Origin of the sequence: Weeksella sp. HMSC059D05 (assembly GCF_001809725.1) — a bacterium.
Lineage (GTDB): Bacteria > Bacteroidota > Bacteroidia > Flavobacteriales > Weeksellaceae > Weeksella > Weeksella virosa.
In genome coordinates, this window is record NZ_KV798550.1 from 169702 (window position 1) to 192327 (window position 22626).

The 22626-nt window shown below is 37.0% G+C and carries 22 protein-coding genes; 13 read left to right on the forward strand and 9 right to left on the reverse strand.

Features of this window, described 5'->3' with window-relative positions; translation table 11 throughout:
• The first annotated feature begins 6 nt into the window (after positions 1-6).
• On the forward strand, positions 7-1542 hold the full coding sequence (locus tag HMPREF2660_RS10410) for a helicase HerA-like domain-containing protein (protein ID WP_070487084.1): 1536 nt from the start codon (positions 7-9) through the stop codon (positions 1540-1542).
• Position 1543: 1 nt separating this feature from the next.
• Positions 1544-2905, forward strand: coding sequence for an exonuclease domain-containing protein (locus HMPREF2660_RS10415; RefSeq protein WP_013598525.1), 1362 nt, complete (start codon positions 1544-1546; stop codon positions 2903-2905).
• A gap of 29 nt (positions 2906-2934) precedes the next feature.
• On the opposite strand, the gene dgt is transcribed toward HMPREF2660_RS10415, so the two are convergent.
• The 9 genes from dgt to HMPREF2660_RS10460 form a co-directional block, all read right to left on the reverse strand.
• Positions 2935-4305, reverse strand: coding sequence for a dGTP triphosphohydrolase (gene dgt, locus HMPREF2660_RS10420; RefSeq protein WP_070487086.1), 1371 nt, complete (start codon positions 4303-4305; stop codon positions 2935-2937).
• A gap of 117 nt (positions 4306-4422) precedes the next feature.
• Positions 4423-5247, reverse strand: a complete 825-nt coding sequence (locus HMPREF2660_RS10425; RefSeq protein WP_255356452.1) for a TPM domain-containing protein — start codon at positions 5245-5247, stop codon at positions 4423-4425.
• Complete coding sequence (locus tag HMPREF2660_RS10430; protein WP_013598528.1) at positions 5228-5668, reverse strand: TPM domain-containing protein; 441 nt, start codon at positions 5666-5668, stop codon at positions 5228-5230. Before HMPREF2660_RS10430 ends, HMPREF2660_RS10425 begins: the two co-directional genes overlap by 20 nt.
• A gap of 1 nt (position 5669) precedes the next feature.
• Positions 5670-6281 (reverse strand): LemA family protein, encoded by a 612-nt coding sequence (locus tag HMPREF2660_RS10435; protein ID WP_070487088.1) that lies wholly within the window; start codon positions 6279-6281, stop codon positions 5670-5672.
• 53 nt (positions 6282-6334) lie between these two features.
• Positions 6335-6805, reverse strand: a complete 471-nt coding sequence (locus tag HMPREF2660_RS10440; RefSeq protein WP_070487090.1) for a hypothetical protein — start codon at positions 6803-6805, stop codon at positions 6335-6337.
• 104 nt (positions 6806-6909) lie between these two features.
• Positions 6910-7701, reverse strand: coding sequence for a (Fe-S)-binding protein (locus HMPREF2660_RS10445; protein ID WP_070487091.1), 792 nt, complete (start codon positions 7699-7701; stop codon positions 6910-6912).
• 40 nt (positions 7702-7741) lie between these two features.
• The gene (locus tag HMPREF2660_RS10450) at positions 7742-9073 is read right to left on the reverse strand and encodes a 4Fe-4S dicluster domain-containing protein (RefSeq protein ID WP_070487092.1); all 1332 of its coding nucleotides are present in this window, start codon (positions 9071-9073) and stop codon (positions 7742-7744) included.
• A gap of 32 nt (positions 9074-9105) precedes the next feature.
• Positions 9106-10062, reverse strand: a complete 957-nt coding sequence (locus HMPREF2660_RS10455; RefSeq protein WP_013598533.1) for an MlaD family protein — start codon at positions 10060-10062, stop codon at positions 9106-9108.
• Between the two features lie 51 nt (positions 10063-10113).
• The gene (locus HMPREF2660_RS10460) at positions 10114-11412 is read right to left on the reverse strand and encodes an N-acetylmuramoyl-L-alanine amidase family protein (RefSeq protein WP_232013416.1); all 1299 of its coding nucleotides are present in this window, start codon (positions 11410-11412) and stop codon (positions 10114-10116) included.
• Positions 11413-11566: 154 nt separating this feature from the next.
• On the opposite strand from HMPREF2660_RS10460, the gene HMPREF2660_RS10465 reads away from it, so the two are divergent.
• From HMPREF2660_RS10465 to clpX, 11 genes are all read left to right on the forward strand, one after another.
• Entirely contained in the window at positions 11567-14134 is a 2568-nt protein-coding gene (locus HMPREF2660_RS10465) for a putative LPS assembly protein LptD (RefSeq protein ID WP_255356454.1), read from the forward strand.
• Positions 14135-14200: 66 nt separating this feature from the next.
• Positions 14201-14593 (forward strand): RidA family protein, encoded by a 393-nt coding sequence (locus HMPREF2660_RS10470; protein ID WP_070487095.1) that lies wholly within the window; start codon positions 14201-14203, stop codon positions 14591-14593.
• Entirely contained in the window at positions 14590-15060 is a 471-nt protein-coding gene (locus HMPREF2660_RS10475) for a hypothetical protein (protein ID WP_013598537.1), read from the forward strand. The genes HMPREF2660_RS10470 and HMPREF2660_RS10475 overlap by 4 nt, the downstream gene beginning before the upstream one ends.
• Before the next feature lie 4 nt (positions 15061-15064).
• Positions 15065-16138 (forward strand): 4-hydroxythreonine-4-phosphate dehydrogenase PdxA, encoded by a 1074-nt coding sequence (gene pdxA / locus HMPREF2660_RS10480; RefSeq protein WP_070487097.1) that lies wholly within the window; start codon positions 15065-15067, stop codon positions 16136-16138.
• 80 nt (positions 16139-16218) lie between these two features.
• A complete protein-coding gene (locus tag HMPREF2660_RS10485; protein WP_070487099.1) occupies positions 16219-16785 on the forward strand; it encodes a YceD family protein in 567 nt (188 codons plus the stop codon).
• A 55-nt stretch (positions 16786-16840) separates the two neighbouring features.
• Complete coding sequence (gene rpmF / locus HMPREF2660_RS10490) at positions 16841-17038, forward strand: 50S ribosomal protein L32 (protein WP_013598540.1); 198 nt, start codon at positions 16841-16843, stop codon at positions 17036-17038.
• Between the two features lie 120 nt (positions 17039-17158).
• The gene (gene accB, locus HMPREF2660_RS10495; protein WP_070487101.1) at positions 17159-17635 is read left to right on the forward strand and encodes an acetyl-CoA carboxylase biotin carboxyl carrier protein; all 477 of its coding nucleotides are present in this window, start codon (positions 17159-17161) and stop codon (positions 17633-17635) included.
• Between the two features lie 106 nt (positions 17636-17741).
• On the forward strand, positions 17742-19103 hold the full coding sequence (accC, locus tag HMPREF2660_RS10500; RefSeq protein ID WP_013598542.1) for an acetyl-CoA carboxylase biotin carboxylase subunit: 1362 nt from the start codon (positions 17742-17744) through the stop codon (positions 19101-19103).
• Between the two features lie 120 nt (positions 19104-19223).
• Positions 19224-20564 carry a trigger factor gene (gene tig, locus HMPREF2660_RS10505; RefSeq protein ID WP_070487103.1) on the forward strand — a complete coding sequence of 447 codons (1341 nt, stop codon included), beginning with the start codon at positions 19224-19226 and terminating at the stop codon, positions 20562-20564.
• A gap of 50 nt (positions 20565-20614) precedes the next feature.
• The gene (clpP, locus tag HMPREF2660_RS10510; protein ID WP_013598544.1) at positions 20615-21283 is read left to right on the forward strand and encodes an ATP-dependent Clp endopeptidase proteolytic subunit ClpP; all 669 of its coding nucleotides are present in this window, start codon (positions 20615-20617) and stop codon (positions 21281-21283) included.
• Positions 21284-21415: 132 nt separating this feature from the next.
• Positions 21416-22579, forward strand: coding sequence for an ATP-dependent Clp protease ATP-binding subunit ClpX (gene clpX, locus HMPREF2660_RS10515; protein WP_013598545.1), 1164 nt, complete (start codon positions 21416-21418; stop codon positions 22577-22579).
• Positions 22580-22626 lie beyond the last annotated feature (47 nt).

Consider the following 22626-nt stretch of genomic DNA (forward strand, 5'->3'; position numbering starts at 1 on the left):
AATAACATGTCGAACAGAGAAGCATTTATACAAGAAATACAATCGCGATACCAGTACAAAGGTGATAAAATAATATTAGGAAAAGCCAAGCTCGACGGAGAAGTAGTTCCTGAGGCAGAAATCTCTATTGCCCTAAAAACCATGAATCGTCACGGTTTGATTGGTGGAGCAACAGGAACCGGAAAAACAAAATCTTTGCAAATCATAGCAGAACAATTATCAGAAAAAGGTGTTCCCACATTGCTTATGGATATCAAAGGAGATTTATCTGGGATCGCAGCCAAAGGAGATGAGCATAACCAAGCAATTCTGCAACGACACGAGGTTTTGGGGTTGCCGTATGTAGCCAAAGCTGCACCAAGCGAGTTACTCTCTATTAGCGATGAGCCAGGGGTGAAGCTTCGAGCAACGATCGAAGAATTTGGTCCGGTTTTGTTTAGTAAAATTTTAGAATTGAATGAAACACAATCAAGTATTATCTCCATTATCTTTAAATATTGTGAAGATAATAATCTCCCATTGATTGATTTAGAAGATATGCGTCGTGTACTGCAATATGTAACCGATACACCCGAAGGGAAAACAGAATTAAATTCTAATTACGGTACAATATCACCTGCTTCTCTAGGAGCAATTCTCAGAAAAATTGTTGGACTAGAGCAACAAGGAGCTACAAAATTTTTTGGTGAACCAAGTTTCGATGTACAAGATTTATTACAAGTAAACAATGGACAAGGAACCGTGAATATTATACGATTAACCGATATCCAAAATCAACCGAATTTGTTTTCTACTTTTATGTTGAGTTTATTGAATAAAATCTATTCTCAATTTCCAGAGCAAGGAGACTCTGACAGACCGAAATTAGTAATCTTCATTGATGAGGCCCACCTTATATTCAAGGAAGCATCGAAAACATTGCTCAACCAAATAGAGACGATGGTAAAATTAATTCGATCGAAAGGTGTAGGATTATTTTTTGTAACCCAAGTCCCGGGTGATGTTCCAGATGGCGTACTTAGCCAACTCGGACTAAAAGTACAACATGCTTTGCGTGGTTTTACAGCCAAAGATCGAAAAGAAATTCAAAAAGCCATCGAAAACTATCCTATCTCTACCTATTATAAAGCAGACGAGGTTATAACTCAATTAGGTATTGGAGAAGCGTTTGTAACAGCTTTGGACGAGAAAGGTATACCTACACCTTTGGCTTATACGTATATGCGTTCACCAAACTCTAGAATGGATATCCTTACCGAAAACGAAATTAGTCAATTGGTCAATAACTCTAAATTGGTAAGTAAATATCAAAACTCTATCAATCGACACAGTGCACATGAGATGTTGAGTGAACGACTTACAGAAGCCAATGCAGAAAAAAATGCTCCCAAACCAATCCCTGCTACAAGAAGAACAACAGCTCCGAAACAAACTTCGTGGACCGATAGTCGGATGGCACGTGATGTAAGTAGGACAGCCACTCGAAAATTAATCGATTGGGGAATGAAATTGTTGATGAGTGCAATGAAAGGTAAAAAATAAGGTGTTTGCAATATTAGACATAGAAGCCACAGGAGGCAAGGTAGGAGAGGAGTCGATTATCGATATAGCAATTTTTCGGTACGATGGTCAAACGACTGTGGATCAGTTTATTTCATTGGTAAACCCTATGAGGAAAATAGATCCTTTCGTGCAGAAGCTGACCAATATTACTGATAAAATGGTGCTCACTGCTCCAAAATTTCATGAAATAGCCAAGAGAATTGTCGAAATTACAGAAGATTGTATTCTGGTTGGTCATAATGTGAAGTTTGATTATCGAATGCTTCGACAAGAATTTAAAAAATTAGGCTACGATTATGAAAAAGACTGGATTGATACGTTTGAGTTTGCTCAGAAATTAATCCCGAACATGGAATCTTATTCGCTAGGTAAGTTAACGAATGCTTTGGGTATACCGATTACCGATCGCCATCGAGCATCGGGAGATGCGCGTGCAACACTGAAACTTTTTCAACTGTTGAGAGATAAAGATAGTGAGAAAATTATCCAAAAAAAATCGGGCTTGAGAACCGAGAAAAAGGTAAAAGAAAAATATCAAAAACTCTTAGAAAACCTTCCAACCAAAACAGGATTATTTTACTTTTATAACCGATTAGACGATATTATTTTTATAGGTAGAAGTAGCAATATTGCTTATCGAGTGAATCGATACTTTTCTTCCAAAAATTTCGAGTCGAGTAAAATAAAACGTTATACAAAGTATATCACCTATGAAGTAACGGGAAGCGAATTGTTAGCAGAGATAAAAGAAGTGCACGAGATCAATCTCAATCAACCCTTTCTCAATATCAAAATCATCAAATCCAAAACGCCTTATGGCTTGTATTTTATTCCCTCTAAACGTTCTTATCATCGTCTAGAAATAGGGAAAGGCCGAAAAGCAGAACCTATTCTTACTTTCGCTAGAAAAGAGACGGCACTAGAATTTTTGCAAAAAGTTACTTTAGAGTACAATCTTTGTCCGAAAATAAATCTGCTTCAGCCTTCTTCGGCTTCTTGTTTCTCATACGAAATGGGGCAGTGTAAAGGAGCTTGCATAAGAAAAGAAAATCCAAAAACGTACAATGAACGGGTCGAAGCATTGGTAAATCGTACAAATTATCCTACCGAAACATTTATTTTGTCAGATAAAGGAAGAAAAACAGGTGAACATGCTTTCTTTTTTATCGATCAGGGTAAATTTGTTGGTTATGGATATTACGAGTTGCATCATCAGATAAAAAATCGAGAAAGAATCATGAAGATTGTTAATCCTTTCGATACGAATCCCACGATAGAATTATTAATAAAGAAGTTTATATTTCTAAATAAACAAGAAGGGATTTACTCTATCGAAGAGTAAAACTAGGCTTGTACGAAATTTGCATGTTGTTAAATATGCATTCCTATTTCGATACCTTTTATTCTTCTATACAATTCGGTAGCATAATTATCGGTCATTCCAGAAACATAATCCAATATACCCAAAACCCGCTCATAGGGCATTTTATCATCATACATAAATTGCGCAGGCACCAATTTTAGTGCTTTCTTTTCGTATGATTTTCGCTCCTGAGCTTCTTTTAGGATTGGCGGAATAAATTGTGTAAGTAACTCAGACATTACATTGTATCCTGCATTTTCTATTTCGACTACCGAACGATGATTATAAATATTGGCAATAGAAAAGCGTTGAATTTCACTTAAAACTTTTTTGGTGATTTTCTCTGTATCATTTTTAATGACATCCAACAATGCATAATCGAAGTTTCCTTGCAGGATAAGTTCGATGTTGTTTTGATAAACTTCTACAGATTTTTGCGTAAGAGAATTGATTGATTTCGCACGTAGATAAGCGATTCGATCATTTTTATCGCTAATGTTTTTTAGGTTAGAATTTGTTTTTTCGATTTGTTCGGGATTGAGTGATGCAATTAGATTCAGGAATAAATCTTTGCATTTATCATGGTCGATTATCCCCAAACGATGAGAATCTTCGACATCGATAATATTGTAGCAAATATCATCAGCAGCTTCTACCAAAAACACAAAAGGGTGCCGCTTGAAAATCATGGGCTGATTACTCTCTTGCACCATATTTGTCGCTTCTGCAATGTGACGAAAGGTTTCTTTCTCTGATTGGAAAAAGCCAAATTTCTTTCTGTGTAATATCGATTTTTTTCGTGCAATCGACTCACAAGGATACTTTGCAATAGAAGCAATCGTAGAGTAAGTGAGGCGTAATCCACCTTCTGATTTGCCACTTTGTTGTTGGGTTAAGATACGAATGGCATTTGCATTTCCTTCGAAATAGATAAGATCAGTCCATTGTTCTTCGGTAAAATGAGATTTTAGATCAGTCGAGTGCCGATCGAAATAAGAAGCTATTGCATCTTCGCCCGAATGTCCAAAAGCCGGGTTGCCTATATCGTGGCACAAAGCTGCCGAAGAAAGTACATCGGCCAGACTGTGCATATAAAAATCATAAGCCGTTTCATTCAAATCATAATTTTTCGCAATAAACTGCCCGACTAAGCTCCCCATAGAACGTGCAACAGACGAAACTTCTAGTGAATGAGTGAGCCGATTATGAACAAACACACTTCCTGGCAGAGGGAAAACTTGAGTTTTATTTTGTAATCGACGAAAAGCAGACGAAAAAATTATTCGGTCATAATCTCGTTGATATGCAGAGCGTTGGTCTGATGATTCGTTAGGGCTTTTGGTTCGTTGATATGAAAATAAATGATTGAATGCAGACATGCTTTGGATTATTGGTCAAAATTACGATAGTTGACTCGAATTAAAAAATAATAAAAAAATCAACCTTACTTTATGATTTAAAAATAAGGTTGATAAGACGTTAGGATGTGATTATTTTTACCAGCTTCCGCTTGCTCCGCCACCTCCGAAGCTTCCGCCACCGAAACCTCCGAAGCCTCCTCCCGAGCCGCTACCAAAACTTCCTCCACCACCACGAAAAATGGTGCTTCCGGTATTCATAATAACAACATCGTCGAATAAACTTCTTCTTCTACGTGTGCGGTTTCCTCCAGAATTATTACCGCGAGAAAATATGGATAACAAAATGATGACTATGAGAAAAATAAAGAAAATTTCCCAAAATCCAAGTTGATCATTTTCGGGAGTTTTTTCGTTTTTATATTTTCCTTTCAAGGCTCTTTGCATAGAATCGATTCCCTTGTCTACACCTTGATAATAGTCGCCATTTCTGAAATAAGGCAACATGTCTTTTTGGATAATATTGTTGGCGATTGTTGGCGGAATATGAATTTGCGCTCCATAACCAGTCCGAATGGTTACTTTTCTATCCAAATCACTTATCAAAACTACAATTCCGTTGTCTTTATCTTTCTGGCCAACACCCCATTTATCGCCTATTTCACTTGCCAAAAGTTCGATTGGATAACCTTTTAATTCTCGAAAAGTAACAATGGCAATTTGGGTAGAGGTAGAATCGTCAAAATGAACCAATTTGTTTTCTAAGGCTTGTAACTGCATCGGATCGAAAATTCGTCCATAATCATTTACAATTCTTTTTGGTATAGTTTTACTGTTAATAACCTCTTGAGGGGTAATAAAATTATTCTGTTGAAATGGTTGCTGTGCTATTGTTTTTTGGGTGATGAACAAGGCAAGCATTACCCAAAGAAAACTTAAAAATTTAGTTTTGAGAAATTTCATTTGGCAATTCGTTTTCGTCATTTTCTTGATGTGGAAAATGTTTTTTTAGGGCTTTTCCGGTCATCTTGATTCCTTTTATTATTCCTCTTGTAAACTTTTCTTGTCGGAAATAATGTAAAACAGTTTCGTTGATTTCATCCCAAAGGCCTTCGGGTGTTTTTTCGTTAATTCCTTGATCTCCAATGATTGTGAGGTTTTTGTCGGCCGGGGAAATATGAAATAAAACACCATTTCGGTTTTTCGTTTTTTCCATTCCTAATTGTTTAAAAACCTCTATAGCTCGCGCAAAATGATTTTCAGATGGTAGAGACTCGATATGAATCCGAATCTCTCCACTGGTTTTTTTCTCGGCTTTTACGATTGCTTTGACAATTTTTTTTTCTTCTTTTTTGCTGAAGAATCCTCTATCTTTCTTTACCATCTTATTGTCCAGAGAAGTCAACTGTCGGTGCTTTTTCTGCTCCTGCGTCGGCTTCGAAATATCCTTTTTCTTTGAAATTTCCTATTCCTGCAATAATATTGTTCGGCACTTTATTGATAACCGAATTGAAGTCTTTGGCTGCTTCGTTGTACTTTCTTCTTTCGTAATTAATTTCTGCTTCTATGCTCGATAATTCTGCCTGAAAGCTTTGGAAATTTTCTGTCGCACGCAAGGTTGGGTATTGCTCAACGGTAACCAATAATCTACTCAAAGCACCTGACAATTCGTTTTGTGCAGATTGAAATTTAGCAATGTTTTCGGGGGTTAAATCGTCAACATCATCAATATTTATTTGGTTGGATGTTGCTTTTGCACGTGCGTTGATTACATCGGTTAGTGTAGATTTCTCGAAATTGGCAGCTCCTTGAACCGTTCTCACTAGGTTCGGGATGAGGTCTGCACGTTTTTGGTAGGTGTTTTCTACATTCGACCACTGTGCTTTTACATTTTCTTGCATGGGTACGAAACTATTGTATTTGCTTACACCCCAAAGAATTACTGCAGCGATAGCTGCTAAAAAAATTCCGCTTACTAGACAGCCTTTTCCTTTCATATAAATTTTGTTTTTGTTGTAATAAAGTTACTCTTTTTTTCTAATATGTTCTTTTACGGTAGCAAATTCTTTGCCCAACTTTTGTTTAGAGGTAATTTCCATTGTGAACGAAAATCGGATAAAGTTGTTACTCCATTATTATACACGATTGTTTCTGCAGGTAATTCGGAATTTTTTACTGCTTTTTTAAAATCTAGAAGATTCATAATTTCTATTTTGTTATTTACTTCATAAGCAACATTCATACGGTCTAGAAAACCGAACTGATGCTTTTCTTCTAAATTTTTAATTAGTTTGGTGAGCTTGTCAATCGAACATCCACTTGCCTCAACCTGATCTTCATCTACCGTGACAATAATAAATTGATTGTTGATGATTTCGTATTCGGCTAAAAGGGCTGCACCATGGGCATTCCAATCCAGTAAAAAATTATCGAATTCACTTTTAATATCTTGAGTTTCTTGCTTCGTAAAGGCTCGCATGGATTGAAAAATCCAGATGCGTGCATGATCTGCTATTGTCATTTTGTTTATGTTTTTATGATGAGTAACAAAGTTACTTAAAGTTTTGCTGAGTTAGGATATAAAAAAATCGGACCAAAGTCCGATTTTTTATTAATTTTTTTGATTTATAGATCCTTGGCTTCCATTACTAATTCTGCCAAATCTTTTACCAAAACTGTTTTTTCTTTTTCAAAATGTTTTACACCATCCGTCATCATCGTATTACAGAATGGGCAACCAGTAGCAATTACATTAGGTGATTCTTGTAAAGCTTCTTTTGTACGCTCGATATTGATGTCTACATTTCCTTTTTCTGGCTCTTTGAACATTTGTGCTCCACCAGCACCACAACATAAGCCGCGTGTTTTGCAACGTTTCATTTCGACCAATTCAGCATCTAATTTTTCGATCAACGATCGAGGGGCTTCATAGATATTGTTTCCCCGACCTAAATAGCATGGATCGTGGAAGGTAATTCGACGTCCCTTGAATTTCTCTCCATCTTCGATTTTTAAGCGTCCTTCATCTATTAATTGCTGTAGAAATTGTGAGTGATGTAATACTTCATACGTGCCTCCTAATGACGGATATTCGTTTTTTAGAGTGTTGAAGCAGTGAGGGCAAGTGGTGACTATTTTTTTTATTTCGTAGGCGTTAAGCACCTCAATGTTCATCATGGCTTGCATCTGAAATGCAAATTCGTTTCCCGCTCGTTTTGCTGGATCTCCAGTACAGCTTTCTTCGGTACCTAGAACGGCAAATTCTACGCCTATGTGGTTAAGTATTTTTACAAAAGCACGGGTGATTTTTTTTGCTCTATCATCAAAGCTACCAGCACATCCTACCCAAAATAAAACTTCGGGTTGTTTGCCTTCGGCCATGTATTGTGCCATTGTTTTTACGGTTATTGTTGACATGTGATGTACGTTTGAGTTTTAATAAATAATGTATAAGGTTTTAATCATTGGTCCAATTTAGACGATCAGCTGTATTGAACTGCCATGGTGCACCGTTGTTTTCTATGTTGGTCATCATCAGGTTTAATTCCTGAGGAGCGGCAGATTCTTCCATTACTAAATAGCGGCGTAAATCGACAATGATCGATAATGGATCTATGTTGACAGGGCAGGCTTGTGTGCAGGCGTTACAAGAGGTACATGCCCATAATTCTTCGGTAGTGATATAGTCGTTGAGGAGTGTTTTCCCGTCGTCTACCCATTGCCCATTGTTGTTGTCTAAAATTTTAGATACATCTTCTAAGCGATCTCGCGTGTCCATCATAATCTTACGAGGTGAGAGTTTTTTTCCTGTAATATTTGCCGGACATTCTGAGGTGCATCGTCCGCATTCTGTACACGTATAAGCATTGAGTAGCTGAACTTGGTTGAGATCGAATATATCTTTGGCACCGAAAGTGCTTGGTTCTTCTACTTCGCCCTCTGCTGGTGCAGCGAATGGGTCTGCGTTGGGATCCATCATTAATTTTACTTCTTTGGTAACCGAAGCTAAATTATTGAACTCGGCCTTTGGTTCGAGTTTCGAGAACCATGTGTTAGGGAATGCCAGTATAATATGCAAATGTTTAGAATAGTAAAGATAATTAGCAAAGAAAAAGATTCCTAGTATGTGGAACCACCACATGATACGTTCTAAAATTATTAGCGTATCGGTATTGAAGTTGGTTAAGAAAGGTTGGATTAACCAACTAGAAATAGGAAAGCCTCCTGCCTCTATATAATGTGGAACATTGCGTGCTTGCAAGGTAGCATCGGTAGCATTCATGGTTAAAAGGGCAAGCATAAAGGCCATTTCTAATATCAAAATTAGGTTTGCATCTGTTTTAGGCCATCCGTTTAGCTCTCCCATGACTAGTCGTTTTATGTGAGCGACATTTCTGCGTAAGAAGAAAATAAAGCAAGATACTAATACTAGAAAAGCAAGTACCTCGAAAAAACCAATGAGAAAGGTGTAGAATCCTCCCATAAAGCTAAGAACACGATGTGTACCAAAAAGGCCGTCAATAAGAATTTCTACGACTTCTATATTAATCAGAAGGAAACCTATATAGACCAAAATATGGAGGAATCCTGCTAGTGGACGAACGGTCATTTTTCCTTGCCCTAGTGCTACACGTGTCATGACTGCCCATCGCTCTTTTGGTCTGTCCCAACGGGTAATAGGTTGTCCTAACCGTATGTTGCGAACAAGTTTTTTGGCATTAATAGTAAAGATTGTGGCAGCGACAATCAAACAGATTGCAAAGATAATGTTTGGTAAATACTGAGCCATATTGATAAGTTTACTTAGTGTCTAGTTTTTAATTATTTTTTGCCGAATACCGAAATGTTTACATATCGATTCGGGTTTTGTTTCAGGTCTATTATTAAATCGTTGAGGTTTTTTGTGGCCTCATTCAGATTATTGTACATGGTTCTGTCGTTGAGTAGACTTCCTAGTGTCCCATCTCCACGTTCTATGCGTGTCATTAATTCTTTCAGATTTACAGAGGCTGCCTCGAAATTATTCAACGTTTTTTCTAATTGTAAGTTGTTTAATTTATCAGCGGTTTGTCCAAATTTATCTGCAGAAATCTTAGCCGAGGCCAACATAGAATTGGCATTGTTTAGGGTAGAATTGATAATTTTTTGGTTGTCTTTGATTAATTCATTTGCATAGGCCGAAGTACTAGAGAATGATCGTGCTGTTTCGTTGAAAGAACCTACCGTTCTGTTTAGATTTTCAATCAAAATTTTTATATTGTTCTGATTGTCATTGTCTAGCAATCGTTCTATAGCCGATAATGTTCTGTTCATGGTTATCAAAACGGTGTCTAATTTTTGTTGAGTGGGCTCTATTTGCCCACCGATATCGCCTAATAATCCGCCACTGACTCCACCTCTCAAAAAGTCACCATCTTCTGCAATTTCTCCATCATAATCCAAAATCAATTGCATTTCAGAGCTTTGCATCAGGCCTGGAGAATAGATTTGTGCGATAGTGTTTTTAGAGAATTTGATGTCTTTATTAATAGTAAACTCTACGATAAATGTTAAGGGTTTACCATCAACAATTTCTATTTTATCAACTTTACCAACTGTTAATCCGTTTATAGATACGGGTTTTGTTACTTGTAGACCGTTTACATTCTCGTATTTGGCGTAGAAGGTCCTGCCGGTAGAAAAAACTTTTGTTCCTCTTAGGAAGTTGTACAAAAAGAAAAATCCAATTACAGTGGCCAGTGAAACGATACCTATTTTTACTTCGTTAGAAATTTTCACTTTTTTATTTTTTTACAAAATTAAAAGAATATTGTTTAGAAACAGTCAATATTACAATGGTTTGTCACCCTCAAATGTTACGATGAAAGCATTTCTGAAACCTTTTGCTTGTACGACACTAAGTATTTTTTGTGCGTCCTCCATGGTTTTTGCTTGTCCGAAAAAGTACTTGAATAATGATCTTTCTTTTATGCGATAGACATCTTGCAAGCCGTTGAATTTTCCATCTTTATCGCGGTATTTTTTGTTAGAGGTCATGAACTGGATTCGATAAGTTTTATTACCTTCTAACTTCTTGTTATCAGAAAATTCGACCCAAAAAGCTTCGGGAAATCCTTTTCTTTTCACAAAAGTGAGAAGTTCATCTCGTTCTGATAGTAAGTTGGTGTTCCCGTAATAATAGACAAAATTATCACCTTCTTGTACAATTTCTACATCTGTAAGCCCTTTCAACATAGGAGAGGTAGGAGAGAATTTTGATTTGCTCACCAAAAACTTAATTCTGAAATTTTTACCTACAACTGGTTTTTCAACCTCTTTTGGTTTTTCAACTACGGGTTGACTGCTTGCAACACGTCCCATTTTACGATCAAACTCTTCTTTGAAGGTTTTAAATGCTCTATAAATTGCTTCGGTTTGTTCTTGTTTTCCTCGTTCAGATGCTAGGTAATATCCTTCATCGTAATTAGAAATAAAACCAAGCTCAATCAACACAGAGGGTGAAGCATTGCCACGCAATACGTGAAAATTATTTTGTTTTACTCCTCGGCTATGACGATTGTTTTTTACAAAGTTTTTTTCTACCAAATCTGCAAATCGAATACTTTGATCTTTATAAGCTGCATTTTGAATCTCGAAGGCTATTACTGCTTCTGGATCGGTTGGGTCAAAGCGTGTATATTTTTCTTGATTGTCTTCCAAGAATATTACCGAGTTTTCTCGTCTAGAAACCTCATCGGTTTCGTTCATTCTTTTCAGTCCCATGACAAAAGTTTCGGTACCGTAGGCTGAGGTATTGCTTGCCGAATTGCAATGAATCGAGATAAAAAGATTTGCCTTGTTTTTATTAGAAATAGCAGTTCTTTCGTGTAATGCTAAAAAAACATCCGATGTACGTGTGTAGACAACCGTTACGTCTTTTAGTTCTTTCTCAATCATTCTTCCCAATCGCATGGTAACATCTAAGGCAATGTTTTTCTCTAGATCGGCTACGCCTCGTGCACCAGCATCATGTCCTCCATGACCAGCATCAAGGACAACCACAAAATTATTTCTGGAATTTTTCTGACCAAAAACAATCATTGCGAAGCTAAATAGTAGTAAAAATAAATACTTTTGTATGTTAATCATTCTATAACGCATATTGTGAGATAGTTTTTTTAGTTAATTTTGACGCAATTTAAAACAAAAATTACTTTTCAACTTGTTTAGCAACGCTTTTAAACATATAATATTTTGTTCACCTTTCTTGGTTTGTACCATTTCGTATGGGCAAATGCAAGAGATGGATACACAAAAATCGAGTCAAAACTCTATCAAACTCGATACCATAATTCCAGTGAAAAAATCTAAATTAGAGCATACGGTTGTGCGGTCGTCTGATGACGAAGTTCATGATCGCAAGAAAAATATCACCTATTTGTTGCGCCAGGCAAAAGTAGACTATGAGGATATGAAAATCGAAGCCGATTATATCGAAATTGATTGGAATACTGGTGATGTGTACGCAGAAGGCAAAAGAGATTCGATTGGCAATGTGACTGAACGTACAAAATTTAAGCAAGGTGCTAATGAGTTCGAGCAAGAAGCCTTCAAGGTTAATTTCAAAACCAAGATGGGAATAGCGTATAATATTCGTTTGAATGAAGATGAAGGAGTAATTGTAGCCGATCGCGTAAAAAGGATCAACGATTCTGTAATGTATCTTTCTCGGGCCGACTATACCACCGATACTTTTTTCAAGGAAGGAAAAACCAACGAGCCCGATTATGTTTTGCGAACGACAAGAGGGAAACTCATCGATAAAAAAGAAGAGGGAGAAAAACTCTTGATCACTGGCCCAACGAATATGCGAATCTATGATATCCCTACACCATTGGCATTACCATTTGCCTATATCCCGATGGGTAGTAAAAGGGCTGCAGGTATTTTGTTGCCATCATTCGGTGAACGTGCAGACGTTGGTTTTTATTTGGATGGATTAGGGTACTATATGCCTATTGGCGAATATCTCGACCTCGAACTTCAGACTAGATTCTACACCAAAGGAAGCTGGGGAGTAAACTTGATGAGCCGATATAAAGTAAATTATCGGTTTCAGGGTAGTTTTGCAGGGAGTTACGAAAATCGGATAACAGGAATCAAAGGCTTAAATGCTGATACACCAGGAGGAATTAGGGATCCGAGAAACATTTTTACACAATCGAAATTATATAATATTCGTTGGCAACATTCGCAAGATCAGAAATCAAATCCATACTTCAACTTCAGTGCGAGTGTAAACTTTTCGAGTAGTCAGTACTATCAGCAATCAATTCGAAACTCAAATTATCTAAGTGGAGATGTTTACAACAACACTGCAAACTCGAATATTAGTTTGCGCAAATCTTTCGAAAATTTACCCATCACGATGACTTTGGATGCATCACATTCGCAGAATTATCAAACCGGTAGAATCGATTTGACGCTTCCTCGCTTCACGATGAATATGAGTAGACAGTTTCCTTTTGCACCAAAAACAGGTCCTAAAAAAGGTTTGTTGCATAATCTTGCTGTAACTTATGGCTTGAGTGCTGCCAATCAAATTGGGACGACTGATGATACTTTTTTCACCGATGTGATGTGGAGAGAACAAATGCGAACAGGTGTTCAGCATAAGGTAGATTTATCAACCAATGTTACCTTGGCCAATTATTTCCCGTTAACACTTTCAGCAAATTATCACGAAGTTTGGGCGTTGAACAATACCCGAAAATATTGGGACGAAAACTCGGAAACGGTAATTGCAGAACGATTGAATGGTTTTTATCGCTATGGGAATATAAACACGTCGGCAAGTGTAAGTACAAGTTTGTATGGGACATGGTTAGCCAAAGATAAAGACGCTAAGATACAGGGTATTCGCCATGTTCTTACGCCATCATTTGGTTATAGTTTTAGCCCAAATACCGGTGCTAAATATATAGGAGTTTATGGCCAACCAGATAGCAATTCTGCAAATTCTGCTTTGCAATATCACAACTATAATTTTTTCGAGAATACTTTATATGGCCTCCCGAATACACAAGTGACAAATGCATTGAATTTTTCGCTGTCGAATAATCTAGAACTGAAAGTTCGGGACGAAAAAGAAAAGTCGGGTTACCGAAAAATCAAGATTTTCGATTATCTAAATTTTAGTACAGCCTATAACTTTGCTGCAGATGAATTTAGGTTGAGCCCGATATCGATGTCTGGTTCTACAAGTCTTTTGGGTCGAAATATGAAACTGAATTTCAGTGCTACTTTTGATCCTTATAAAATCCAATTCGCAGAAGGAAGTCGTTTCGGAACCCGAATCGATGAGTTGGGAGCTTTCAGAGTCTCAGCTTTCAATATCAACACAGGCTATACGTTTGACAATAATACGTTCGGTGGGAAAAAATTCGATGCGAAGAATTATAAAAAACAAGGAACCATCTTAGACGAAGTTTTCTATTTTGATGAAGAAGATTATGCACAATTTTTTATTCCGTGGAGTTTTGGGGTAAATCTTGGGTATACTTACGCCAAAGGCTTGTCTCGAGAAGCAACTCAGAACGCATCGATGGCTATGACAGCTTCGGTATCTCCATCGCCATATTGGCAAATCTCTGCCAACGGAACGTATGATTTGGTAAACAAAGAATTGGTGGGGACAAGAATTAGCTTGGCGCGTGATTTACGAAGCTTTAACTTCACCTTTAGTTGGATTCCGGTTGGTGTGTATAAAACCTGGGATTTCTTTATTGGTATAAAAGCGTCTATCTTAAGTGATGCTGTGAAGTACGAACAACAATCATCTAATCAACTATTCAATACAGTAGGATTCTAATCAAGACAATTAAATTTATAGAGAATATAAACAAAGAGGATTTTTTAACCTAATAAAAAAGAGAACATGAGAAAAGTAATTCATACAGAAAATGCACCCAAAGCCATCGGACCTTATTCGCAAGCAATTGTGTGTAACGGATTAATTTTTGTATCGGGGCAAGTGCCGGTTAACCCGGAAACCGGTGAAGTAGTCTCTTCATCTTTTGCCGATGAGGTCCATCAGGTAATGAAAAATGTAAATGCGATTCTAGCTCAAGCAGGGACGTCTATAAATAATGCAGTAAAAGTTACTATATTCTTGAGCGATATGAATAACTTTGCGGAGTTGAACGAACTATACGCTGGTTATTTTTCGAGCGATCAATATCCTGCGCGCGAATGTGTACAGGTGGCACGTTTGCCACGCGATGTGAATGTAGAAATATCGGTGATAGCACAATGTGAAACAAAATCATGATTAAAGATCGAACTATCCTACGAAACGCCATTGCAGTTATTATAGGCTTGGTTGTTGCCCTTGTGTTTATTACCACGGCCATAACATTTGTTGCTACCTCTTATGGGTGGGAAGTGGATGGTCTTATTTTTGATGAATGGCGACATGTAGTGAAAAACTTTGCACGACTATCAGAAGCCAATCAAGAGAGAGGTTTCTTTTGGTCTTTGTTGATTTCTGCCGGTATCGGGTCAATGATTGGAGGAACTGTAACCGCAGTTTTGGTAAAAAGAGCCAAGTTAGCTTATGCAATGCTAATCGGTTTTATCCTGTTGCTAATCGGTTTGTTGGATATAATTTTCACTCCTTATCATCCGTTTTGGTACGAAATTATCCTTTTACCTGTACTCTTTTTCTTCTCATGGTTAGGAGGGAAAGTAGTCGTAGTAATCTATAAAAAATTCTTTCGATATCAGAAAGTATTATAATATTATGAATGAACATCCTACAAAAATAAAAATAGCCATCTCCATAGGCGATTATAATGGAATAGGGCCCGAAGTGATTTTGAAGAGTTTGGCCGAAAAAGAAATCACCGATTTTTTTACACCAATAATTTTCGCATCCACGAAGTTGCTCAACTTCCATAAAGATATTTTGAAATTAGATCGGATATATTTACAAGGAATTCCCCATGCAAGCAAGGCAGTAGAAGGAAAAATAAACGTTGTAAATCTCTGGAAAAATCCTATAGAAACCCATTTCGGCCAATCGACCAAAGAAGCTGGTGAGCATGCTTACCAATCGTTAAAAGCTGCCGCAGAAGCAGTTTTAGAAGGTCATGCCGATGTGTTGGTAACGGCACCAATCAATAAAGACAATATACAATCAGAAATATTTCAGTTCCCTGGACATACCGAATATTTAGGAAAAGTATGGGGCGGGAGTCCGCTTATGTTTATGGTGTCAGATGATATAAAAGTAGGGTTGGTAACGCAACATGTCCCTTTGCAAGAAGTTGTACATAACATTACACCCAAAAGTGTTGAGGAGAAAATTAAGCAAATCCAAAACTCGTTGATTCGCGATTTTGGGATAGAAAAACCAAAAATTGCGGTTTTAGGCCTCAATCCACATGCAGGTGATAACGGTTTGTTGGGTAAAGAAGAACAAGAGATTTTGTTACCTATTATCGATAAAAAACGAGAACAAGGGCATATAGTTTTAGGACCTTATCCGGCAGATAGTTTTTTTACACCTCACAATCTGCATGCGTTTGATGCAGTTCTAGCGATGTATCATGATCAAGGATTGACGCCTTTCAAGACAATAGCTTTCGAAGAAGGGGTGAATTTCACAGCCGGCTTACCGTTTGTACGTACATCACCAGATCATGGCGTAGCCTACGATATCGCAGGCAAAGGAATTGCCAATCAGGCTTCTTTTAGAGAAGCCTTGTTTATGGCAGTAGAGATTTACCGAAAACGTAACGAATACGAAGTACTGACAAAAAATGTTCTCAAGCCTATGAAAATAAAGGTAGAAAAAGGTGATGAGAGCGAGTAAGAATAAAAACTTTTAAAAAAAATATCCTATTTTATCTCAATAGATTAAAATAAATATTATCTTTGCAAACCTTTTGTGTGATGGATAAGTTGAAAAATTACAATATTATCTTTTCGGGTTTACCCATAGGGAAGTCCGACTTTGAGTTTGATATTACACAAACGTTCTTTGATTTGTTTCAGTTCGAGCAAGATTTTACCGAGCCAAAAGTAACGGTGAAAGTCACTCTAGATAAGCAATCGAGTATGCTAGAGTTACATTTCGACTTGCAAGGTGTGGTTACAGTAGATTGCGATTTGACGAATGAGCCTTATGCGCAAGAAGTGAAAAATACTGCACTTTTATTGGTAAAATTCGGTGAAGAATGGGATGATTCGGATGATGAGATTTGGGTAATCCCAAGAGAAGAATATCAAATTAATATTGCACAAATTGTGTACGAGTTGATTCTACTATCGATTCCGATCAAGCGTGTTCATCCCGATGTAGAAAATGGCGATAGTCATTCTGAATTATTAGCCATTCTCGATCAATATATCATAGAAGAAGTGGAAGCAGAACAAGATGAAACAAATGATGATGATGATGATGATGATGATGATGAAATCGATCCTCGCTGGGCAAAACTTAGAGATTTAAAGCTCTGAGAATAGAGAGAAAAAATAATAAAAATACGTATAAACGAAATAAAAGTAGATAGATATGGCACATCCTAAGAGACGTCAGTCAACCACAAGAAGAGATAAAAGAAGAACACATTACAAAATCGAAGCTCCGCAGTTAGCAATCGACAAAACAACAGGTGAAGCTCACTTATATCATAGAGCGCACTGGTCTGATGGGAAATTATACTACAAAGGAAAGGTAGTATTAGAAAAAGAAACAGAAGTTTCAGAATAATCCTTTGATAAAGAAAAAAAAGCTGTTTCTTGTAAAAGAGACAGCTTTTTATTTTTATTATTAATAAATTTGAGTACTTTATAAAAAGGAAAAGTAACGTTAGGCTAAAAAAAATCAAGTATGGATATTAAAGACATTCAAAATTTAATCAAGTTTGTTTCTAAAGCAGAAGTTGCAGAAGTAAGCATCAAGCAAGAAGATATCGAAATCAAAATAAAAACCTTGCATAGTGTACCTGCACAGGCTGGTGTACAACAAGTATATGTACCTCCAATGCCAGCTGCTCAAGCGCCAACAATTCCAGCGGCACCTGTAGAGCAGGCAGCAGCCCCAGCAGCAGTAGATGAAGACGCTAATTTGGTTACTGTAAAATCTCCAATGATTGGTACTTTTTACCGTGCAGCAGGTCCAGGAAAAGAACCATTTGTGCAAGTGGGAGATTCCATTGCACCAGGAAAAGTACTGTGTATTGTTGAGGCGATGAAACTTTTTAATGAAATTGAAGCAGAAGTTTCGGGCAAAATCGTAAAAATCTTAGTAGATGACGCTACGCCTGTAGAATATGACCAACCATTATTTTTGGTAGATCCAGCATAATTTAGTTAGCACGCAATATTATTTTGGTAAGATAGAAACTGATTTATAGGATAATATTGAATAGAATTACTAATTTCATCAAACCATTAATTCACTAATTAAAATTATGTTCAAAAAAATATTAATTGCCAACCGAGGAGAAATTGCTATGCGTGTCATTCGGACAGCAAAAGAAATGGGAATACAAACCGTAGCAGTGTACTCTAAAGCAGATGAAACCTCTTTGCATGTACGTTTCGCAGACGAAGCCGTATGTATCGGTCCAGCACCAAGTAAAGATTCTTACCTGAAAATGACCAATATTATTGCAGCGGCAGAAATCACCGATGCTGATGCAATTCATCCAGGTTATGGATTTTTATCAGAAAATTCTACTTTCTCTAAAATTTGTGCTTCGAATAACATAAAATTCATTGGTGCAACACCAGAGCAAATCGATCGGATGGGCGATAAAGCCAATGCAAAAGCAACCATGAAGGCAGCAGGAGTTCCTGTAGTTCCTGGTTCAGATGGCTTGTTAGAGAGCTATGAGCAAGCATTAGAAATAGCTCGTGAAATCAAATTCCCTGTTATGTTAAAAGCAACTGCCGGTGGTGGCGGTAAAGGAATGCGAGCTGTTTGGAAAGAAGAAGATTTACTCAGTGCATGGGAGTCTGCTCGTACAGAAGCCGCTGCTGCTTTTGGTAACGATGGGATGTATATGGAAAAGCTGATCGAAGAACCTCGTCACATTGAAATTCAAGTAGCAGGAGATCAGTTCGGGAAAGCGTGTCATTTATCAGAGCGCGATTGTTCTATTCAACGTCGTAATCAAAAACTAGTAGAAGAAACACCTTCACCTATCATGACCGAAGAATTGCGTAAGCGTATGGGGGAAGCTGCTATAAAAGCTGCTGAATTTATTGGGTATGAAGGGGTAGGAACAATTGAATTTCTGGTAGATAAACATGGAGACTTTTACTTTATGGAGATGAATACCCGTATCCAAGTAGAGCATCCAATTACCGAGCAAGTTACAGGCTTTGATCTTATTCGTGAGCAGATTTTGTTAGCAGCTGGACAACCGATTTCGGGGAAAAACTATTATCCAACCATGCATTCTATCGAATGTAGAATCAATGCAGAAGATCCTTATAATGATTTCCGTCCTTCACCTGGTAAGATTACGTCTATCAACATTCCTGGAGGGAACGGAGTGCGTGTAGATACACATGTCTATGCTGGATACACGATACCGCCAAATTACGATTCTATGATTGCAAAGTTAATTACGACAGCAATGACAAGAGAAGAGGCTATACAGAAAATGAAGCGTGCCTTGGAAGAATTTTATATCGAAGGTATCAAAACAACCGTACCGTTTCATCTGCAATTGATGGATGATCCAGATTTTATTGCAGGAAATTATACCACAAAATTCATGGAAGATTTCGTTTTAGATCCTTCTTATGCAGAATATGAAGGATAGATTGAAATAATTCTCTAAATATAAAAAACTCAGACAGAAAGTTTGAGTTTTTTTGTTATTAATAAATAAGGTTTAATAAATTGTATAAAAAATTGTACATTTGCAACCCAAATTCAAACGATGAATATTACTAAAAATACAACAGGAAATTTATCAGCTGTGATTAGTGTAGCAATTGATAAAGCAGATTACCAAGAGAAAGTAGATGATGTGCTGAAACAGTACAAAAAAACCGCCAACATCAAAGGGTTTAGAAAAGGACATGTGCCGATGAGTTTTGTGAAAAAACAATACGAAAAACCAGTGATTTTTGATGTGGTGAATGAATTATTACAAAAAGAACTGAATAATTATATCAACGAAGAAAAAATTTCTATCCTTGGAAATCCGATTCCTGTCGCACAAGATAATATCGACTGGGATGCCGATCAGTTAACATTTGATTTTGAGATTGGTCTTGCTCCAGAAATCGAGGTTGATCTGAAAGCTATAGAAGTACCGGCTTACGAAATCTATGTAAGTGATGAGGAAGTTGATAAATATGTAAAAAACTTTGCTCAACGTTATGGTAAAATGGAGAACGTAGATACGGTAGAAGAAAATACTGTATTGAAGGTCGAAGTGAAAGAAAAAGAAAACGAAAACGCTGTGAAAAATGCTTACATCCGTATGGATGAAGTAAAAGATCAGAAAGTTTTTGTTGGGAAGAAAGTAAACGATACGTTTGATATCAACACCAAAGAAATTTTTGAAGAAGAAGAAAACGCAGAAAATGTTTTCAACTTACCAAAAGAAGTTTTTGTTGATGGAGGAGTAGAGTTGGTTATGACCATCAAAGAAATCAATAAAATAACCGATGCAGCAATCGACCAAGAGTTGTTCGACAAAGTATACGGAGAAGGAAGCGTAGATTCTGAAGAAGCTTTTCGTGATAAAATAAAATCAGAATCAGAAAAAATGTACGCCAAAGAAACCGATCGTCAGTTGATGAATGAGGTGGTAGAGAAAGTTATCGAGAATACAAAGGTAGAATTACCAGAAGAATTCTTGATTAAATGGTTGCAATTCTCAAACGAGAACATTACCTCGGAAGAGCAAGCCAAAGATGAGCTAGAAAAAATTTCTAAAAGCTTGAAATATCAATTGATAGAAAGCCGCTTGGCAGAAGCCAAAGAAATCGAGGTAACTGCTGATGAAGTAAAAGCAGAGGCAGAAAAAGCAATACGCGAACAGCTTGCAATGTATGGGCAAAATGCAATCCCAGAAGAAACAATGCAATCGATTATCGGAAGTGCGTTGACCAACCAAGAAGAGTATAATCGTTTATCGTACCAAGTTTTTACTGACAAAATGTTAGCTGTTTACAAAGAAGGTGTAAAAATGTCGCCTAAGAAAGTAACCCTAGACGAATTTATTGCTATTGTAACCAAGGAAAACAAAGATTTGGAAGAAGAAGCATAATTTGGAGAAGTTTTTGCTATCTTCCTGTACAGTAAAATATTGAAGATAAAATGAAAAACGCTGGTAAAGAATTCAGAGATTATGCCATAAAGCACAGCGGGATTAGTAGTTTGACAATGGACAGCTACATCCAAGCCGTGACACCTTATATCATCGAAGAAAGAAAGTTAAACGTTGCACAAATGGATGTTTTCTCTCGTTTGATGATGGATAGAATTATCTTTTTGGGAACTGCAATCGATGATCAGATTGCGAATATTATCCAAGCTCAGCTGTTGTTCTTAGAAAGTACAGATGCAACCAAAGACATCCAAATCTATGTAAACTCACCAGGAGGTGGTGTATATGCAGGTTTGGGGATTTATGATACGATGCAGTTGGTGAAACCAGACGTGGCAACAATTTGTACCGGGATGGCAGCTTCTATGGGGGCCGTTCTCTTAGCAGCCGGAGCAAAAGGTAAACGTTCTGCACTGAAACACTCACGAGTGATGATTCATCAACCACTAGGAGGTGCACAAGGACAAGCGACAGATATGGAGATTACCCTAAAAGAAATCTTGAAACTGAAAAAAGAACTGTACGATATTATTGCTTATCATTCAGGTCAGACCTTCGAACAAATAGAAAAAGACGGAGAAAGAGATTATTGGATGACATCGGAAGAGGCAAAAAACTACGGAATGATTGACGAAGTTTTAGAGCCAAACCGAAAATAATATCTGCTTGATAGAATATCTAAATTAAGAAAAAATCCTTCGTACTTGCAGAGGGATTTTTTTTTAATATTGATGTTAGTTAAATAAATAAAACATAATTAATTTTGCAATTTAAAAAAAAAATAAAATCTTTTGGAAGAAAATAAATGCTCATTTTGTGGCAAAAGTAGAGAACAGGTTAAGCTTTTGGTTTCGGGAATCGATGGAAGTATATGTGAAAACTGTATCGAACAAGCTTACGGTATTGTGAAAGAAGAAACTTCTTTCCAGAATAAACAAAACTTGGTACAACCCTTACAGTTGAAATCACCACGAGAAATCAAAAACTTTTTAGATGAGTATGTCATTGGACAAGATCAGGCCAAAAAAATCTTATCTGTTGCTGTGTACAATCACTACAAAAGAGTGCTCAATGAATCATCTGTTGGTGATGTAGAAATCGATAAATCGAATGTAATTTTGGTCGGAGAAACCGGAAGTGGAAAAACACTTTTGGCCAAAACCATTGCCAAGTTACTCAATGTTCCCTTCGCAATTGTAGATGCCACGGTGCTTACAGAGGCAGGGTATGTTGGGGAAGATGTAGAAAGTATTTTGTCTCGACTACTGCAAGCAGCTGACTATAATGTAGAATTGGCCGAAAAAGGAATTGTATTTATCGATGAGATTGATAAAATTGCGCGCAAAAGTGACAATCCATCTATTACACGAGATGTATCGGGTGAGGGAGTGCAACAAGCTATGCTAAAAATTCTAGAAGGTACGGTAGTAAATGTACCGCCGAAGGGAGGGAGAAAACATCCCGATCAGAAGTTTGTAGAAGTTAATACTAAAGATATTTTATTTATTGCCGGAGGAGCTTTCTCGGGTATTGAAAGACATATTGCCAATCGCCTGAATAAACACGTAATTGGTTTCAAGAAAGACGAAACAAAAAAAGAAACCGAACATCTATTAGAAGAAGTAAATGCAACGGATCTGAAAAACTTCGGGATAATACCAGAACTAATTGGTCGATTACCGATCATTACTTTCCTACAGCCATTAGACCAAGAAGCAATGAAACGTATCCTGACCGAGCCTAAAAATGCTTTGATTAAACAATACGAAAAGCTATTTGAGTTGGATGGAAAAGAATTGGTTGTAACCGAAAATACTTTGGATTATATAGTTAAACGTGCCGATGAATTGGGTCTAGGAGCTAGAGGGTTACGCTCTGTTACCGAAGAGATTTTTACAGATATTATGTATGATATTGTCAATCAGCCCGATAAAGTGTTGGTTGATATTAAATAAACACAAAAAAATAAAAAAAATAGGGTGATTTATACAATTTTTATTTA

Bases quoted from the DNA above. Each gene is read 5' to 3' on its own strand.
- HMPREF2660_RS10410 (WP_070487084.1), top strand. From the start codon at position 7: ATGTCGAACAGAGAAGCATTTATACAAGAAATACAATCGCGATACCAG.
- dgt (WP_070487086.1), bottom strand. From the start codon at position 4,305: ATGTCTGCATTCAATCATTTATTTTCATATCAACGAACCAAAAGCCCT.
- HMPREF2660_RS10425 (WP_255356452.1), bottom strand. From the start codon at position 5,247: ATGAAATTTCTCAAAACTAAATTTTTAAGTTTTCTTTGGGTAATGCTT.
- HMPREF2660_RS10430 (WP_013598528.1), bottom strand. From the start codon at position 5,668: ATGGTAAAGAAAGATAGAGGATTCTTCAGCAAAAAAGAAGAAAAAAAA.
- HMPREF2660_RS10435 (WP_070487088.1), bottom strand. From the start codon at position 6,281: ATGAAAGGAAAAGGCTGTCTAGTAAGCGGAATTTTTTTAGCAGCTATC.
- HMPREF2660_RS10440 (WP_070487090.1), bottom strand. From the start codon at position 6,805: ATGACAATAGCAGATCATGCACGCATCTGGATTTTTCAATCCATGCGA.
- HMPREF2660_RS10445 (WP_070487091.1), bottom strand. From the start codon at position 7,701: ATGTCAACAATAACCGTAAAAACAATGGCACAATACATGGCCGAAGGC.
- HMPREF2660_RS10450 (WP_070487092.1), bottom strand. From the start codon at position 9,073: ATGGCTCAGTATTTACCAAACATTATCTTTGCAATCTGTTTGATTGTC.
- HMPREF2660_RS10460 (WP_232013416.1), bottom strand. From the start codon at position 11,412: ATGATTAACATACAAAAGTATTTATTTTTACTACTATTTAGCTTCGCA.
- HMPREF2660_RS10465 (WP_255356454.1), top strand. From the start codon at position 11,567: ATGGATACACAAAAATCGAGTCAAAACTCTATCAAACTCGATACCATA.
- HMPREF2660_RS10470 (WP_070487095.1), top strand. From the start codon at position 14,201: ATGAGAAAAGTAATTCATACAGAAAATGCACCCAAAGCCATCGGACCT.
- HMPREF2660_RS10475 (WP_013598537.1), top strand. From the start codon at position 14,590: ATGATTAAAGATCGAACTATCCTACGAAACGCCATTGCAGTTATTATA.
- pdxA (WP_070487097.1), top strand. From the start codon at position 15,065: ATGAATGAACATCCTACAAAAATAAAAATAGCCATCTCCATAGGCGAT.
- HMPREF2660_RS10485 (WP_070487099.1), top strand. From the start codon at position 16,219: ATGGATAAGTTGAAAAATTACAATATTATCTTTTCGGGTTTACCCATA.
- rpmF (WP_013598540.1), top strand. From the start codon at position 16,841: ATGGCACATCCTAAGAGACGTCAGTCAACCACAAGAAGAGATAAAAGA.
- accB (WP_070487101.1), top strand. From the start codon at position 17,159: ATGGATATTAAAGACATTCAAAATTTAATCAAGTTTGTTTCTAAAGCA.
- accC (WP_013598542.1), top strand. From the start codon at position 17,742: ATGTTCAAAAAAATATTAATTGCCAACCGAGGAGAAATTGCTATGCGT.
- tig (WP_070487103.1), top strand. From the start codon at position 19,224: ATGAATATTACTAAAAATACAACAGGAAATTTATCAGCTGTGATTAGT.
- clpP (WP_013598544.1), top strand. From the start codon at position 20,615: ATGAAAAACGCTGGTAAAGAATTCAGAGATTATGCCATAAAGCACAGC.